This window comes from Endozoicomonas sp. SESOKO2, from assembly GCF_024606245.1.
Taxonomy (GTDB): domain Bacteria; phylum Pseudomonadota; class Gammaproteobacteria; order Pseudomonadales; family Endozoicomonadaceae; genus Endozoicomonas_A.
Map to the genome: position 1 here is coordinate 1 of NZ_JAHHPQ010000605.1, position 15256 is coordinate 15256.

Annotated in this window: 13 protein-coding genes and 2 pseudogenes; 9 read left to right on the top strand and 6 right to left on the bottom strand. The window is 49.7% G+C overall.

Annotated elements, in window-relative coordinates:
• Positions 1–89 precede the first annotated feature (89 nt).
• A complete protein-coding gene (locus tag KDK17_RS14590) occupies positions 90–656 on the top strand; it encodes a hypothetical protein (protein ID WP_257280382.1) in 567 nt (188 codons plus the stop codon).
• A 258-nt stretch (positions 657–914) separates the two neighbouring features.
• Here the strand turns inward: KDK17_RS14590 and KDK17_RS14595 are convergent, their stop codons facing one another.
• The 4 genes from KDK17_RS14595 to sfsA form a co-directional block, all read right to left on the bottom strand.
• Positions 915–2102 (bottom strand): NAD(P)-binding domain-containing protein, encoded by a 1188-nt coding sequence (locus tag KDK17_RS14595; protein ID WP_257288368.1) that lies wholly within the window; start codon positions 2100–2102, stop codon positions 915–917.
• A 67-nt stretch (positions 2103–2169) separates the two neighbouring features.
• On the bottom strand, positions 2170–3315 hold the full coding sequence (locus KDK17_RS14600; RefSeq protein ID WP_257288369.1) for a DegT/DnrJ/EryC1/StrS aminotransferase family protein: 1146 nt from the start codon (positions 3313–3315) through the stop codon (positions 2170–2172).
• Positions 3312–4250 (bottom strand): Gfo/Idh/MocA family protein, encoded by a 939-nt coding sequence (locus KDK17_RS14605; RefSeq protein WP_257288370.1) that lies wholly within the window; start codon positions 4248–4250, stop codon positions 3312–3314. The genes KDK17_RS14600 and KDK17_RS14605 overlap by 4 nt, the downstream gene beginning before the upstream one ends.
• 154 nt (positions 4251–4404) lie before the next feature.
• A complete protein-coding gene (sfsA, locus tag KDK17_RS14610) occupies positions 4405–5139 on the bottom strand; it encodes a DNA/RNA nuclease SfsA (RefSeq protein ID WP_257288371.1) in 735 nt (244 codons plus the stop codon).
• 346 nt (positions 5140–5485) lie between these two features.
• On the opposite strand from sfsA, the gene dksA reads away from it, so the two are divergent.
• The 8 genes and pseudogenes from dksA (at position 5486) to KDK17_RS14645 (ending at position 13275) form a co-directional block, all read left to right on the top strand.
• The gene (gene dksA / locus KDK17_RS14615; protein ID WP_257280377.1) at positions 5486–5929 is read left to right on the top strand and encodes an RNA polymerase-binding protein DksA; all 444 of its coding nucleotides are present in this window, start codon (positions 5486–5488) and stop codon (positions 5927–5929) included.
• Positions 5930–6063: 134 nt separating this feature from the next.
• Complete coding sequence (gene gluQRS, locus KDK17_RS14620; RefSeq protein WP_257280376.1) at positions 6064–6981, top strand: tRNA glutamyl-Q(34) synthetase GluQRS; 918 nt, start codon at positions 6064–6066, stop codon at positions 6979–6981.
• Between the two features lie 62 nt (positions 6982–7043).
• A complete protein-coding gene (locus KDK17_RS14625) occupies positions 7044–7805 on the top strand; it encodes a hypothetical protein (RefSeq protein WP_257288372.1) in 762 nt (253 codons plus the stop codon).
• A gap of 101 nt (positions 7806–7906) precedes the next feature.
• On the top strand, positions 7907–8083 hold the full coding sequence (locus KDK17_RS14630) for a hypothetical protein (RefSeq protein WP_257280374.1): 177 nt from the start codon (positions 7907–7909) through the stop codon (positions 8081–8083).
• Complete coding sequence (locus KDK17_RS14635; RefSeq protein ID WP_257288373.1) at positions 8073–11084, top strand: ATP-binding protein; 3012 nt, start codon at positions 8073–8075, stop codon at positions 11082–11084. Before KDK17_RS14630 ends, KDK17_RS14635 begins: the two co-directional genes overlap by 11 nt.
• A pseudogene (locus tag KDK17_RS19650) lies at positions 11081–11353 on the top strand (response regulator); the annotation flags it as partial. The gene KDK17_RS14635 and the pseudogene KDK17_RS19650, both read left to right, overlap by 4 nt.
• Before the next feature lie 180 nt (positions 11354–11533).
• Positions 11534–12463 (top strand): annotated as a pseudogene (locus tag KDK17_RS14640) (sigma-54 interaction domain-containing protein); the annotation flags it as partial.
• A 245-nt stretch (positions 12464–12708) separates the two neighbouring features.
• On the top strand, positions 12709–13275 hold the full coding sequence (locus KDK17_RS14645; RefSeq protein WP_257280371.1) for a hypothetical protein: 567 nt from the start codon (positions 12709–12711) through the stop codon (positions 13273–13275).
• Positions 13276–13283: 8 nt separating this feature from the next.
• Here the strand turns inward: KDK17_RS14645 and KDK17_RS14650 are convergent, their stop codons facing one another.
• Positions 13284–13634, bottom strand: coding sequence for a hypothetical protein (locus KDK17_RS14650; protein WP_257275619.1), 351 nt, complete (start codon positions 13632–13634; stop codon positions 13284–13286).
• Between the two features lie 7 nt (positions 13635–13641).
• Positions 13642–15240, bottom strand: a complete 1599-nt coding sequence (locus tag KDK17_RS14655) for a hypothetical protein (RefSeq protein ID WP_257280370.1) — start codon at positions 15238–15240, stop codon at positions 13642–13644.
• Positions 15241–15256: the final 16 nt, after the last annotated feature.

Consider the following 15256-nt stretch of genomic DNA (forward strand, 5'->3'; position numbering starts at 1 on the left):
GACCAATTTATTGCAACCGCAGTAGGACAGCCTTAAGTCCGACAGGCTGCTGGGGTGTAAATAACTTATTTTCTAAGGAGAGAAGTAATATGAATATATCAAGTACTGCGTCTTCACCGCCAGTGACAACACAGCCGCAACTAACGGTTCATATAGCACCGGATAATAACTGTAAGTGTCCGGATGGCGTTGTTTCAAATTGTGTTGTACCGGTTGGCGGCGGTTCCTTAATCGGTGCCGCTGGCGGTAGTGTGTGTGGTGCTGCTATGTCCAACTGCAACCCCATAATTGACTATTATTACAGCTCAACTAGCGCTGCTGTTGGTGCCTCTGTTACCTGCTGTCTTGTTACTGGCGCTGTTGCTGGAGCCGCTGCTGGCACTTATTTTGCGTGCAAATACCCTAGCCGCACCGGGCTTCAGGAACGAGCAATTACAGGATTTACGATGGCGAACACCCTCACCGGTGAGCAGCAACAGTGTCAGGGGCTACCATCAGCATTGGATTCATTGGCCGCAGGCAATAGTACTGGCAGTACCGGTCCTGTTCGGTCCCAGCCAACTGCTCCTCCCTGTCCCCGGATAGGAGCTGCTGTTCGTTATCAGCCAAACGTGGGTGATCCTTCCTTATCTGTTAACTTAAAGATCTATCCGTAGAAGCGCCACTCCCGGCGTTTCTCATGCAGAGTCAAAAGCAACCATTGACCATCGGTGATTAGCCTGAGTTGTGAATAACTTATTTTCTTAGGAGAAAAGAAATGTGAATGGATCAAATTCTACGTTCCCACCGGTGACAACACAGCCACAACTGACGGCTCACAGAGCATCGGATTCTACCTGGAATTGTCCGGATGGCGTTGTTTCAACGGTTCTTCATAGAACCGTTCTGCCTTGCCCAGCTGTCAATATAGCGTCTCAATGGGTGTTAAGCGGATAACCAAAAAACTGCTTATTTTCTCTCAGTATTCTTGTGAATAACGCTTCATTCAAAGCGTTATCGGAACCATCATTGTGATCGACAAAAGTGGCTCCCAGTAATCCGCCGCTTCTGGGCATAAAATAGATGTCCGCCTTATCCGGAGGGCTTGAACGTTTGGGTGCATCCGGCGGCTGGTAGCGAGTATAGATAATGTAGTCGAGCTTTTTCAGAGGTTGATGAGCCAGCTCCAGCAACAATCCCATGTTTGGGTAAACCTTGTCATCGTGATTCAGACTTGCGGCCCCCAGCCCGGAGCAGTTAAAAACAACATAGGTTTTAATATCATCCAGACTGCCCACTGTCTCATGAATCACAGGAATATTTCTGGTTCTGAGTTCATGATCAAAAGCTGCCATGATGACCGCAGTATCCATAAAGTAAGTCTGGAATTTTTGCATCGGGTAACTCACACCTGTGGAAAACTCAACCACACCTTGCTGAGGCTTGGGTAACAATCCAGCCTCAGCAAAGGGCTCAATACCGGTGTAGGTTTCCAGTGGGCCCTCTTCTCCTTCTTTGCCCAGGCCACTGTAAACATCAATGAGATGAACTCCTTCATTGACGATCGGATGGGTTCCTCTGTCTACGCTCTGGTACCCCTTAAGCGTCTCAATAGCCAGCTGTTCAGCCTCCTGTTTCTCTGTCTCACTTTCTGTTGCCAGAGAGACCATGGCCAGGTAGCCCGTTGAGTTCAGAGAAGCAATACGGTTGTCTTGTTCAGCCACAATACGAATGTTCCGGTAGCCTGCGTGGAAGAGCGATAGAGCGACGGCTTTTCCCATACAACCCGCACCTATGATCGTAATGGAAACCTGATCGTTGAATTTGTGCTCTCTTGCCTTCTCCTCAAACAGGGCCATTGCCTTCTCTATACTGCCCCAGAGCAGCGTCCAGCCACTGCCACCATGGCCATACAAGTGAACTCTTACCTGCTCACCCACACTCTCGGCACTGATCTCTGGCAACCCCTTTCGCATGGGACGAAGACAGACAACTTTGCGATCAATATCACCGGTCGTCTCCACTTGCCCCTGTGCATCAAAGTGGGCATCAGCCAGCCGAACCGCCTCAAGCTGATCATGAAACGGTGCTGAATGGATCATTTGGGAAGTGATAAGTGTCATTGCCAATACCGCAGAGTGCCAGCACTTCATCAATCTGCTCCTCAGTCAGGAGGCTGTTGGACGATATTCAGGGTGCAGCTCCCGCAAACCAGTAGGCAAATTCTGCTCTATCTTCTGAAAAGAAACGGGTGACCGACTCTGTTACCCGATGCACCTGCGCCTTCGTCATACCCGGAAAAACAGGCAAAGACAGACAACGCCGGGACACCTGCTCAGCAACAAAAAGATCCTGTTTCATCGGAAAGCCTTTAAACACCGGTTGGTGATGCAGTGGCACCGGATAATACAGGGCTGATGCAACGCCATGACTGGCCAGATGATCCTTCAATTGATCTCGCTGATCGGTTAAGACAGTAAACTGGTGATAAACATGTCCCTGACCTGCTGGCAAAAGAATATCCATCCCCTGCAAAAAGGACCGGTAATCTTCCGCTATTTTTTTTCGCTCATCGTTATAACGTGCAATGTACTTTAGCTTAACCCTGAGCAGCGCCGCCTGCATTTCATCCAGTCTGCTGTTGTAACCCATGTATTCGTGTCGATATTGAACGCTGCTGCCGTGGTTTCTCAACACCTTTAATTGCTCCGCCATGGACCCGGTCTTCGCGATGACCAACCCCCCATCACCAAAGCCACCTAAGTTCTTACTGGGGAAAAAACTGAAACAACCAAAATCACCCCAGGTTCCAGTCATTCTACCATTGACTGATGCACCAAAAGATTGGGCGCAGTCCTCAATCAGCAGCAGGGAATGCTCCTCACAAAGCCACTGGATTTCCTGAATTCGGGCAGGCAAACCAAAGAGATGAACCACCAGCACTGCACGAGTCTTGTTCGTGATAGATTCCTGTACCCGAAGCGGATCAATATTAAACGTCTCCAGTTCTATATCTGCAAACACAGGCGTTGCACCCACCCGAACGATGGCCTCAGCGGTGGCAAAAAAGGTAAAGGGTGTCGTAATTACTTCATCACCAGATCCCAGACCAGCCGCAGAAAGTGCAAGAACCAGGGCGTCGGTGCCATTGGCACAACTGACCGTCTGATTAGCCTGAAGAAATTCTCTGACTTCCTGCTCAAAAGCAGTCACTTCTTCTCCCATCAAAAAGCGACCAGAGTCCAGCACCCGGTTGGCCGCAGACCTGAGCTCCTGCTGAATTGGCTTGTGCCAGGCCAGCGTATCCACCATAGGGATCACTGGTTCCGTACTCATTGAGTATCTCCTTCAATAATGCCGGAAATCCGGGTGGCTAACTCCAGGGCACGTTGGCCATCTTCACCGCTGACCCTGGGGGCTCTTGAATGGCGAACACAGTTGAGAAAATCTTCTATTTCCCTGCGCAATGAGTCACTGTCTTTGTAGGTCAGTGCGTCACACTCAATATTGGGAATACCGGGAAACATCTCACCTTTACCTTTGTAAAAGTGCGACATATTCAGAGACTGAAAGTCGATGCAAATGCATGATTTCTCCTGAAAGATATGCATCTTACGTTTGGTGCTCTGACTGATCCGGCTGGCGGTCACATTGGCTACGCAGCCACCGCTGAATGTCAGCCTTGCCTGGGCAATATCCACCGAGTCAGTCAATACCGCAGTGCCGTTGGCGACGACACCCAGCAAGGGTTGGTTCACCAGGCTCAGAATAATATCCAGATCATGGATCATAAGGTCCATGACCACATTGATATCAATCGAACGTGGTTTGAATTCTGCCAGCCGGTGGGACTCAATAAAGCGAGGCTTGTTTAATAATGGGCCTACGCCTGAAAGTGCCGCATTGAAGCGCTCCAGACACCCAACCTGCAGAACCAGCTCCTTCTCTCTGGCTATTTGAACCAGCTCATGGGATTCTTTCAGGCTCGAGGTTATGGGCTTTTCCACCAGTACATGTACACCGGCCATAAGAAAGTCTCTTGAAACCTGATGATGAAGCAACGTAGGTACAGCAATACTGACAGCATCCACCTTGCCTAACAGTTGATGGTAATCAGCAAAAAATTCTGTAGCGCATTCCCTGGCAACAACACGACCACTGTCTTCATTAATGTCTGCCACTCCCACCAGTCGGCATCCTGGTAAGAGGGCGTATTTAAGGGCGTGAAACTTTCCCAGATATCCCGTTCCGACTACCGCGGTTCTGAGCATTGAAAGGTTCCATAACGTTGTGATGTTTCGGACTATAAGATAGACGTTATTTTGCAGCCTATCCGAACCATCATGCAGAAAGAGTCATGGAATAATGTCCATTGAATGTTGAGATCAGGGCAGGCGTCTTCTCAATGGCTATTTAACCGGCCAATCATTCAATATCAAAAACGGGCAACGTCCTGGTCAGGGCGATTTCTTGCGTCGATATCTCGGCACCCAGAGCCATAATTTCAACCCCGGCAGCTGCAGCCTCTTTAATGACCTGACCGTACTGTGGATCAATCTCATGAGCCGGAGCGACACGTTCAATCCCTGTATGCTGAACACAAAAAAGCAGCACCGCCCTGTGGCCAGAATCAATCATGGTCATTAACTCCCTGAGATGCTTTGTTCCCCGTGCGGTGACAGCATCGGGAAACAGGCCCAGACCATCACCTACTGCCAGAGTGACACTTTTCACTTCAACATAACAATCTGGCAAACCTTCCTGCTGTAGTAAAAAGTCGATACGACTTTTTTCTTCACCATAGGGCACTTCTCTGCGGATCTTATCGTATTCTGCAAGCTCGGAAATCTTTTTCAGGCGCAGCGCTTCTTCTACCAGCCTGTTGGCTCTGCCGGTATTCAATCCGGCCAGAGTGCTTTTCTCCTCTGACTCAAACATGACCGGAATCTCAGCCAACTCCCAGGTGCAGGGGTACTTGCGTTTAGGATTACCAGAATCAAGATACCAGATCTGCTTGCCCGGATAGAGACAGTTTTTCATGGAGCCTGTATTCGGACAGTGAAGAGTCAGGGTACTGCCATCCTCCCGTTCTACATCCGCCATGAACCGTTTGTAACGTCGAATAAGGCGGGCTGACTGAAGATCTTTTTCAAATTTCATACTAATATTTCATTAAATTAGACTTTAATATTCCAAAACTGAATTCTATGATAGTTAGTTGACGGTTTCCTCGAATAGTATTTTGTGATTACTATGTAATAGGTGGATGATCACTTGTCGACAGCGGCAGAAGCATTTTTTTATGGCGCATTGCCATAGGTTTTGGTAGTTTCGTCGCTTCTGTGAGGAAGGCAAGAGGCATAGGGGCCAGATTACGCAGCTGATACTGGCAACCCGTGGTGTTGACCTCAGCTTTCAAGGAAGCCGGTTTTGTCCGGCATTCGGATGGAAAGCTTGGCAGGCAGTATGTCGAGCTACTTAATGAGAAGGTGATGAGGCTGTAATCATGTCAGCACAGAAAAAAGCCGATCAAGGTAATTTGCTTCGCTCTTTCACTCCGTATGTGGAGAAAGAAGGCGAAGAGTACATGAATGAGAAGCAGGTCGAACATTTCACTAACATCCTCAAACAATGGAAACAGGAGTTGATGGAAGAAGTGGATCGCACCGTAAACCATATGCAGGACGAAGCAGCAAACTTCCCTGACCCGGCTGACCGTGCCAGCCAGGAAGAGGAGTTCAGCCTGGAGCTGCGTACCCGTGATCGCGAACGGAAACTGATCAGAAAGATCGATAAAACTCTGACTCGCATTGAGGAAGAAGACTACGGTTTCTGCGACTCTTGCGGTGTCGAGATTGGCGTCCGCCGTTTGGAAGCCCGACCTACAGCCACTCTTTGCATCGACTGCAAAACTCTGGCTGAAATCAAGGAGAAGCAACTGGGTCAATAATACCCTGACATTGCTGCCTTCAAGCAAAGCCGCGAATCAGATCGCGGCTTTGCTGTTTTTGTGTTTGTGAAAACTTATTGCCCTGGCATCGGCAATAAACCCTTTCGTCTGCTTATGGCCTGAAGACCCTGAACATGCCCACAGCGAAAAAAACTGCCCACGGCAAAGAAAAGCCAGACTACATTGGCCGCTTCGCACCCTCCCCTTCCGGCCCATTGCACTTTGGCTCACTGGTTGCCGCCCTGGCCAGTTTTCTCGACGCCCGCTCGCAAAACGGAATCTGGCGGGTTCGCATGGAAGACATTGATCCTCCCAGGGAGCAGCCTGGCGCAGCCCATCGGATTCTGAAGTCGCTGGAAGTCTACGGCTTGCATTGGGATGATCAGGTACTTTACCAAAGCACGCGTCACGAAGCCTACCGACACATCATCAGTGACCTGAAGGACAGAGGTTTCATATACCCCTGCACCTGTACCCGCAAGGATCTTCATGGCAAAGGAGGCGTCTATCCGGGGATCTGTCGAGACAAAACAGACAATACAAAGTCTCCATACTCCCTGAGAGTGAGATGCCCGGAAACCATCATTGCCTTTCAGGATCTGATCCAGGGCTCTATCGAATATGCCCTGCCTGATCTGGGGGACTTCATCATTCAGCGCAAGGATGGTCTCTTTGCCTACCAGCTGGCCGTATGTGCAGACGACGCTTATCAGGGGATTACTCATATTGTCAGGGGCCATGACCTTCTCAATGCGACACCCTGGCAGACCTATCTGTTGTCCTTGCTCAACACTGCCACTCCTGTCTACGCTCACGTTCCTGTTATCACGCTTGCGAACGGCGACAAGCTGAGCAAGCAGAATCATGCTCCAGAGATTCCTCTCCATCAGCCTGAACAGCAATTGATCAAAGCGTTGCAGGCACTGGGACAGAGGCCGGATACTGAACTGGAAGGCAGCAGTGTTTCCGAAATTCTAGAGTGGGGTATAAAGCACTGGCAGATCGATCATGTCGCAAAACGAGCATTTGTGCCGCTGACAGCTTTATCCTGATGATCGGGAGTGGTATACATAGACTATTACATTGTCGAGAAAGATGTGTCTAAGGAGTGGATATGTCCGTTATCAACAAGGTTGTGCGTCGTTTTCTGCCTGCGGCCTCATTGCTTTTTACTCTTGATGCTCTGGCTATTACCCCTCAGGAAATCACCCCAATGCCAGGAGTTGCTGTCGATATTACCGACTCTGAATTCTGTCAAAAAGCCCGTTTTGAACGCGAAAGCGCTGTTGGCAAAGAGCCAGATCTTTCCAGAATTGATGTCGTTAACGCTCAGGATGCTGCGCTCTGTTTTACCCCCGATGAAAACCTGTTTTTCGTTGCCAATCAGGAAGCACAAAACATTCTGGGTCCTCATGCTCCCTGGTATTTACAGATCAGCCGTGAGTTTCGTGAGCGGGTGAAAGAAGCCTGCAAGATCATGGGCTATCAAAACGACGATGTCAGCCGGGCTTACGATCACTGCATAGAAAACCGCTACGAAGAATTGATGGGCCCCTACGAAGATAAGTACCGCAGGGAAGCAGGCAACTACGTCAGCAAAAGAAAACAGGTGGCAGAAAGTCTGGTGGTTCGTTGTGATGCAGCGTTGAGCATCAAACGCACTCGCCTGCCAAGGGACCTCAGGTTCCCACTGGCTTACTACGATAAGCACATCAACGCCCTGCCCAACTGGTTTCTGGAAGAAAAGCTGGAAGACACTGACTGGATCAAGAAGATGGGTGACCTGAAAGCCAACGAGCTGATGAGCGACATACTGGGCGACGACTGCCCGGGCAACATGGTTTACTGGGTGACCTATAATCCACCGGGTATCTGACAGATAACGATACCCACAGATAACACTACCCAGCCACTTTGCGGTTTATCTCAACACTGGTTAAGATGGACAGTCCGATATCAAGTTCGTACTGAAGTTTCATGTACATCTATCGTCTGGTTCTGCTTCTGGCTATCAGTATCTACCTTTTCTCTCCCGCCATCATGGGATGGTGGATTACGACGGGCGACAGCTGGTACCAACCCTGGATTCTCTGGTTTATCGTGATTCTGGCAGGTTTCCTGCTCCAGCCCAGGGGAAACTCCGATGAGTTTTGAACTCGAAGAACTTCTGCTTGTCAGTGTTGCATACCTGCTGGCCCTGTTCCTCTGTGCCTGGGCGACCGAGAAAGGATTGATTCCCAGAAAAATCACTCAGCACCCTGCTGTCTATGTTCTCTCTCTGGGTGTCTACGCCTCCAGCTGGGCCTACTTTGGCAGTTTGGGTTTTGCCAGTGAGCACGGCTATGTCTTTCTTGCTTTCTATCTGGGTGTGAGTGGAGCTTTCCTCCTGTCTCCGGTTTTACTCCATCCCATTTTGAGGATCACCCGAACCTACCAGCTCAGCTCACTGGCAGACCTCTTTGCCTTCCGGTTTCGAAGCCCTCTGGCCGGAACCCTGGCCACTGTGCTGATGCTAACGGCAACCATGCCTCTGCTATCCCTACAAATTCAGGCAGTATCCGACAGTATTCACCTGATCAGTGAGGAATACTCTCCGGAACGACTTGCCATCGTTTTCTGTGTCATGGTGGCCCTGTTTGCAGCGCTGTTTGGTACTCGACACCTCTCAACCCGTGACAGGCAGCGGGGTCTGGTCATGGCAATGGCGGTTGAGTCAGTGGTCAAGCTTGTGGTGATGGTGACCTTGGGTCTGGTTATTCTGTTTGAAGTCTTTAATGGTCTTGATGGCGTGGAGGCCTGGCTTGCTGTTCATCAGGATAAACTGATAGAAATGCAAACGCCGCTTCAGGATGGTCCCTGGCGCAGTATGCTGCTGATGTTTTTTGCTTCGGCAATTGTCATGCCGCACATGTTTCACATGACTTTTGCCGAGAATCGCAGTCAGCGTTCCCTTCATATTGCCAGCTGGGCACTTCCCCTGTTTCTTCTGGTACTGAGTCTACCCACCCTGCTGATTCTTTGGGCAGGTATCAAGCTGAACAGCCCGGTGGCAGCTGACTACTTTCCGCTGTTCATTGGTCAGGCTCTGGACATGCCCTGGCTAACTATTGTCGCCTATATTGGGGGACTGGCGGCCGCCAGTGGCCTGACGATTGTCACAATTCTGGCTCTGTCCTCAATGATCATGAATCACATAGTGTTGCCCTATTACCCGCCCCACCTTCAGATTGAGGTGAATATCTATCGCTGGCTGATCTGGTTCAAGCAATTCATTATTGTGGCGCTCATTATGAGTTCCTACGGCTTTTATCGCATGCTTGAAGCCGAAAAGGCACTTTATAATCTGGGGGTTATTGCCTACGTGGGTGCCCTGCAACTCCTTCCGGGAGCACTCTGTGTGCTGTATTGGCCCAAAGCCAACCATAAAGGGTTTATTACCGGTCTGATCGGCGGCACAACCTTATGGTTCTTCACTATGATGTTGCCCCAAATGGTCGACTTCAGCCTTTTCAGCTCAACCATGGATGAGGTGTCGACCTATCTTTATCAACAGTGGCATCTACTGGGTATGACCTCTTTGACGGTCAATGCAGTGCTGATATATCTGGTCTCAAACTTCACCTGTATGTCCCCCGAAGAACGTTCAGCCGCCAGTGCCTGTCAGGTTGAAAGCAACAGCCGCAACGATCAGAAAGTTCCTGAAGCCAAGTCTGCTCATGATTTCCATGAAATGCTGAGTAAACCTCTGGGAGGACGGGTGGCGCATAAGGAAGTGTCCAGAGCACTCAGCGATCTCAACATGAGAGAAGATGAAAACCGCCCTCATGCTCTTCGTCGTCTGAGGGAGCGGATCGAGAAAAACCTTTCGGGTCTGATGGGGCCAAGCGTAGCCCACGATATTGTTGACACCTTCTTGCCCTGGGATGAAAACAAGGGCTACGTTGCCCGGGATATTCATTTCATGGAATCACGGCTTGAAGCCTATCACAGTCGATTGAGCGGTCTGGCCGGAGAACTGGATGACCTGAGGCGCTACCATCGGGACATTCTGAATAATCTTCCTATGGCCCTCTGCTCAGTGGATGCGGCTGGAGAAATCATGCTCTGGAACCAGGCCATGAGCCACATGACCGCTATCCCGGCCTCAGAGGTTCTGGGCAGCCCTCTGAACCGGATTCCAGAGCCCTGGAATGACATTCTCAGCAACTTTGCCCGGATAGACAGTCAGCACCTGCCTAAACATGGTGTAGAAATTAATGGGCAGTTGCGTTACTTCAATCTTCACAAGGCCAACCTTGAAGCACTGGTGTATGGTCCCAATGGCAACAAGGTGATGCTGCTGGAAGATCATACAGAGAACCAGATGCTTGAAGATCAGCTGTTTCACAGTGAACGACTGGCCTCCATAGGACAGCTGGCGGCCGGTGTCGCTCACGAGATTGGCAACCCGGTCACCGCTATTGATTGTCTGGCTCAGGAGCTGAAAGCCCTCTCAGAAGAAGGCGATACCCGGGAAGTAGCGGGCCAGGTACTCGAACAAACCCAGAGGATTTCCAGAATTGTTCAAATGCTCATGAACTACTCCCACAACGGTAAAAATCGATCACAAACGAGCACTCATGAACCCGTTGATCTTTTTACCAGTGTTCAGGAGTCTATCAGCCTGTTGCAACTTGGACGAAAGAGCAGCAATATCAGCTTTCTTAACTTGTGTGATCCGGAACACAGAGTGACGGGCAATCCACAGAAACTGCAACAGGTTTTCATTAACCTGCTGAATAATGCGGTAGATGCTTCCGATGAGAACAGTACAATCACAATCAGAACATCGGCCTCTGCCCACACTGTCAAAATCGAAGTTGAAGATCAGGGTCATGGCATTCCTGCCAACATTCAGGAACGTCTGTTTGAACCCTTCTTCACCACCAAAGAGACGGGTAAAGGTACCGGTCTTGGTCTGGCACTGACCTGGAATATCATTGAAGAACACTTTGGTACCATCAGAGTCATCAGTCCAACCGATAAAAATCTGGATAAAGGTACACTCTTTGAAATTTCCCTGCCGCGTCATGAGCCGCAGAGCATCAGGCAGCAGCATGGTTATATGACTTATCGGCCCCATGACTCACGGGAGCAGGAGGGGGAAACTGTATGAACCAGGGTAATATTCTCATTGTTGAGGACGAAGAAATTATTCGTGCCTCCCTGAGAAGACTGCTGGAAAGAAACGACTACAGCGTCAGTGAAGCAGGTTCTGTCCACGAAGCTGAGCTGTCTTACACATTAAAAGATTTTGACCTGATCATCAGTGACTTGCGCCTGCCCGACTCACCCGGTACCGAGATGATCAACCTGGCTGAAGGCATACCGGTCCTGATTATGACCAGTTATGCCAGCCTGAACTCAGCCGTCAGCACCATGAAAATGGGCGCTGTTGACTATATTGCCAAACCCTTTGATCACTCTGAAATGCTGGACCGTGTTGCTGCTATCATGACCAGCAAACTGTCTGCACCTGATAAATCAACGGAAAAAGTGGTTTGTGACACCCACTCAGGATACAACGGCATTCTGGGTCACTGTGACGCCATGAAGCTGCTCTTCAAACGCATTCGGAAAGTTGCCCCGACCGATGCCACTGTTCTGATTCAGGGCGAATCGGGTACAGGTAAAGAGCTGGTCGCCAGAGCCCTCCATGAGAACAGCCGCCGGGCCAATGGCCCAATGATCTCAGTCAATTGTGCTGCTATTCCGGAGACACTGATTGAATCCGAACTTTTTGGTCACGAGAAAGGCTCCTTTACCGGCGCCACGGCTGCCCGAACCGGCCTGATTGAAGCTGCCAATACTGGCACCCTGTTCCTTGATGAAATCGGTGAACTCCCTCTGGAAGCTCAGGCCCGATTGCTTCGGGTTCTTCAGGAAGGAGAAATCAGAAGGGTGGGCTCTGTGCATTCCCAGAAAGTCGATGTGCGACTGATTGCCGCTACCCACAGAAATCTGCGCCAGCTCTCTGCTAGCGGTCATTTCCGGGAAGACCTCTACTATCGATTGAAAGTGGTGGAGCTGAGAATTCCGGCATTGCGTGAGCGGGGCAACGACGTATTACTGCTTGCAGAGAAGCTACTGGAAAAAGTCTGCAAGAAGATGGAGCTGGAAGTTTATTCGTACTCTCCTGAGGCCATGGCAGCCATCTGTCAGCATCAATGGCCAGGGAACGTGCGAGAGCTGGAACATGCCATTGAGCGAGCTGTCATCCTCTGTGACGATGACATCATTACGCCTGAGACTTTGGATCTGGATGTTCACGTCAAGTCAACTCTTTTCAAGGCTGACACCAGCAACACGAACAGTCACAATGAGGTCGAAACTCAGGACGGTTTGTCTCTGGAAGATTACTTTCAGCGCTTCGTGCTCGAACACCAGAATCAAATGACCGAAACCGAACTGGCCCGGAAACTCGGTATCAGTCGTAAAACGCTCTGGGAGAGACGACAACGGCTGGGTATTCCCAGGAAAAAGACCACAGCCTGAGCCAAAAATGACTCCGACCCGATAATCTTTCACACTGCTCGTTTGGATCCCCGGTTCAATGGGGATCTGAGGCAAATTCAGGATAAATTATTCTTATCAATAAAAAACAGCTATTTCATAACGGATCAAGCTATCAAATCAATGGGAAGATACCTGAACACTGCCTATAATTTTCCTGTTGCTCTCGCAACACTCCATCGTCTTCATTTTTATTTTCGTTTTCATTTTCATTGAGAATATCTATCATGAATTTGCTACAACCAGACGGCTTATGTCGCAGGGCTTCCCTTGTTGCGTTGTCAGGCCTGTTCATCGGCTTCACTCCACTCAGCCATGCTGACCCTGCGGACAATGCAACGAAACAGGTAGAAGCTGTTTTTAACGAGGGCATTGGCTTGAATGGAACCGTTGATCTCGGCAAATGTATAATGAGAGTTAATCCCGACAGTAGCCAGGCAGAAATCAAAAACCCAGCACAATCCATTTTTAATCATCCGGGTAGTATTAAGGATGTGGGCATCAGCTTGTTTAACTCTCGCCTTACCAGACTGACCTTTGACGATATGCCCAATCCTACCTATCTGGTGCGCTCTGAAGACCTCATAATCGCCTCAGATACCGGCGACAAGCCGGGCTGGGTGATCAAAGAATTCAGATTTACCTTGGGAACGGCGATGGAAGCAAGAGTACAGCTCAGTGGCAACGTGTCATGGACCTGGGACTGCGCTGACGCCGCTATTAACATAATGAATGGACCACTTCAGACCCCACCCCCAGCAGCCCCTGCCGAGAAGCCTACCGGAGAGTTGTAACGCTGCTTTCAGGAGCCGGATTTGAGCTGGGCGATTTTCAGCTCATTTCTGGCCACCTTAAGGTGGCTGATGGCGTCCAGTTCCATTCTTTGTAGTCTCGACTCTTGGGCGGTCTGTTCACGATAGGCTGCCTCGGCGTCGTCCCGCTCGGATTTAAGTACATCCATTTTCCCTGCCAGCTCTTCATCGGCTGCCTGACTAGCTTCCAACAGCGCCATCTTGCTATTGAGACGGGTCAGTTTCTCGGAATACTCTCCAACCCTATGCTGGACCTCTTCCAGATTTTTCAAAACGGAGGCTTCAAAGGCTTCTGCCTCGCTTACCCGCTGCTGGAGCTGCTGCAGATGGTCGGATTCCATGAATGTGTTATTTCCTCGCTGCTTCTTTGTCAATTCTTTCCAAGTCTTTTTTCACTGACACAGGGTATTGCTGCTGGATTTCGACCATACTATCGCCAAACATAATATGTTCAATAAACCCCCTATTGAAAAGTTTAAATTTCTCCGGATCTCTCATGGCTCCCAACATGCAAGCACTGAGACCGGACCTGAGCCTGACTTGTTCCTCAACATTCAGACCTGAGGCCACAATATCAGCCAACACCTGTCGATAGTCATTGGGTTTGTGCAAAGTTTCCATGGCCTTTTCCAGCGCCTGTGCAGTCATTGCTTTTTGAGGCGTAATCCCCTTAAGAAAAGCCCTCATCTGGGTCTTACCAGACTTCAAAGGAGGCAGCTCTGATGGACTGAAACTGGCCCTGTCGGATGGTGTTCTGGAAACCTCTTGCTTCTGCCCCTCAATTATTGGCTCTTTTATCGGCTTTTCAACTTTTGATGCTTCGTTTTTCTTTAGCAGCTCTTTTGGACTTTGCGTTTTCTCAGACAGTCCGGTTTTCTTTCGGGCAGCCTTTTTTGCTGCTTTCTCCTGTTGCCTGAGAATTCTATCGTCTTCTTTTTGCTGTTTCTTGTATGCTTTTTCAGATTGTCGAGCCAATTTCACTGTTTGCTTTAACGAAGCCACTTCGATTTCCAGCTGTTTGACTTCGGTTTCAGCGTCTGAAATATGATGCTTGATCGCGTCTTTCACTGGCACTGTATCAATGCCATGCTTCATCTGCTTTTCATCGGCTTTAGCCAGTAACTTCTTACCATGAGCTGCGAGAGCCTTAGCTTTCTTCTGGGCCCTTTGCAAAGACTTGAGTTCTTCTCCCAATCTTTTGCGGGAATGATCCTTGGCTGTCACCACTTTACTACGGATTTTTGGTACCGACCTACCCAGAGACAATGAGTCTTTTTGCAATCGGTCTAGCGCCTGATGCGCTTTCTTATCAGCCTTTGCAGCCCTCTTTTGTTCTGCTTTCAGATCTTTTTGGGCACGCTCCAGATCCTTCACGTCCTGCTTTCGTGAACTCACCAGCTCGTCAGAATCCCGGGCCGCGCAAAATGCGTCGTTTTCAGCCTTGGTCATTCTCTTACCGCCCAGTCCCAATTCCAGCAAGTTCTCTTCCAGTACGCCCTGCTTGGCCAGACTGTGCGCCTCGGACTGAAGATTCCTGGCTTCTTTCAACGATGCATTAGCGTCTTTCAAAGCTACTTTCAGGGCATCTTCGCTGCTTCTGTCAACCTTGGGTCTTGTTTTGGAGCGCTCCTGAGAAATCTTGTTTTGAACATCATTGGTTTTGGCAGCAAGCCGATCTTCGCGGGAAGCTTGTATAGGCAACTTCTTCTCCACATCGCCGGGTAAAACCGCCTGAATATTAAATTCCGGCAGGCTTCTGCCGGAGAGTCTTGAAGGCTCAAGGCTGCCATCATTCAGACTGACTCTCAGATCAACAGCGATGATAGAGTCACAATTGAGACGGCCCGGATTTCCAGCTTCTTGCCGTATGACAGGCGCTGAATCCGTTCCTGAGATTTTGGGGAGGGCTGGTGATATCCCTGCCTGTGAAATGTTGGATTGAGGCATCTGGCACCTGAATGTC

Coding starts and splice junctions, on each gene's coding strand:
- KDK17_RS14590 (WP_257280382.1), top strand. CDS start 90: ATGAATATATCAAGTACTGCGTCTTCACCGCCAGTGACAACACAGCCG.
- KDK17_RS14595 (WP_257288368.1), bottom strand. CDS start 2,102: ATGACACTTATCACTTCCCAAATGATCCATTCAGCACCGTTTCATGAT.
- KDK17_RS14600 (WP_257288369.1), bottom strand. CDS start 3,315: ATGAGTACGGAACCAGTGATCCCTATGGTGGATACGCTGGCCTGGCAC.
- KDK17_RS14605 (WP_257288370.1), bottom strand. CDS start 4,250: ATGCTCAGAACCGCGGTAGTCGGAACGGGATATCTGGGAAAGTTTCAC.
- sfsA (WP_257288371.1), bottom strand. CDS start 5,139: ATGAAATTTGAAAAAGATCTTCAGTCAGCCCGCCTTATTCGACGTTAC.
- dksA (WP_257280377.1), top strand. CDS start 5,486: ATGTCAGCACAGAAAAAAGCCGATCAAGGTAATTTGCTTCGCTCTTTC.
- gluQRS (WP_257280376.1), top strand. CDS start 6,064: ATGCCCACAGCGAAAAAAACTGCCCACGGCAAAGAAAAGCCAGACTAC.
- KDK17_RS14625 (WP_257288372.1), top strand. CDS start 7,044: ATGTCCGTTATCAACAAGGTTGTGCGTCGTTTTCTGCCTGCGGCCTCA.
- KDK17_RS14630 (WP_257280374.1), top strand. CDS start 7,907: ATGTACATCTATCGTCTGGTTCTGCTTCTGGCTATCAGTATCTACCTT.
- KDK17_RS14635 (WP_257288373.1), top strand. CDS start 8,073: ATGAGTTTTGAACTCGAAGAACTTCTGCTTGTCAGTGTTGCATACCTG.
- KDK17_RS14645 (WP_257280371.1), top strand. CDS start 12,709: ATGAATTTGCTACAACCAGACGGCTTATGTCGCAGGGCTTCCCTTGTT.
- KDK17_RS14650 (WP_257275619.1), bottom strand. CDS start 13,634: ATGGAATCCGACCATCTGCAGCAGCTCCAGCAGCGGGTAAGCGAGGCA.
- KDK17_RS14655 (WP_257280370.1), bottom strand. CDS start 15,240: ATGCCTCAATCCAACATTTCACAGGCAGGGATATCACCAGCCCTCCCC.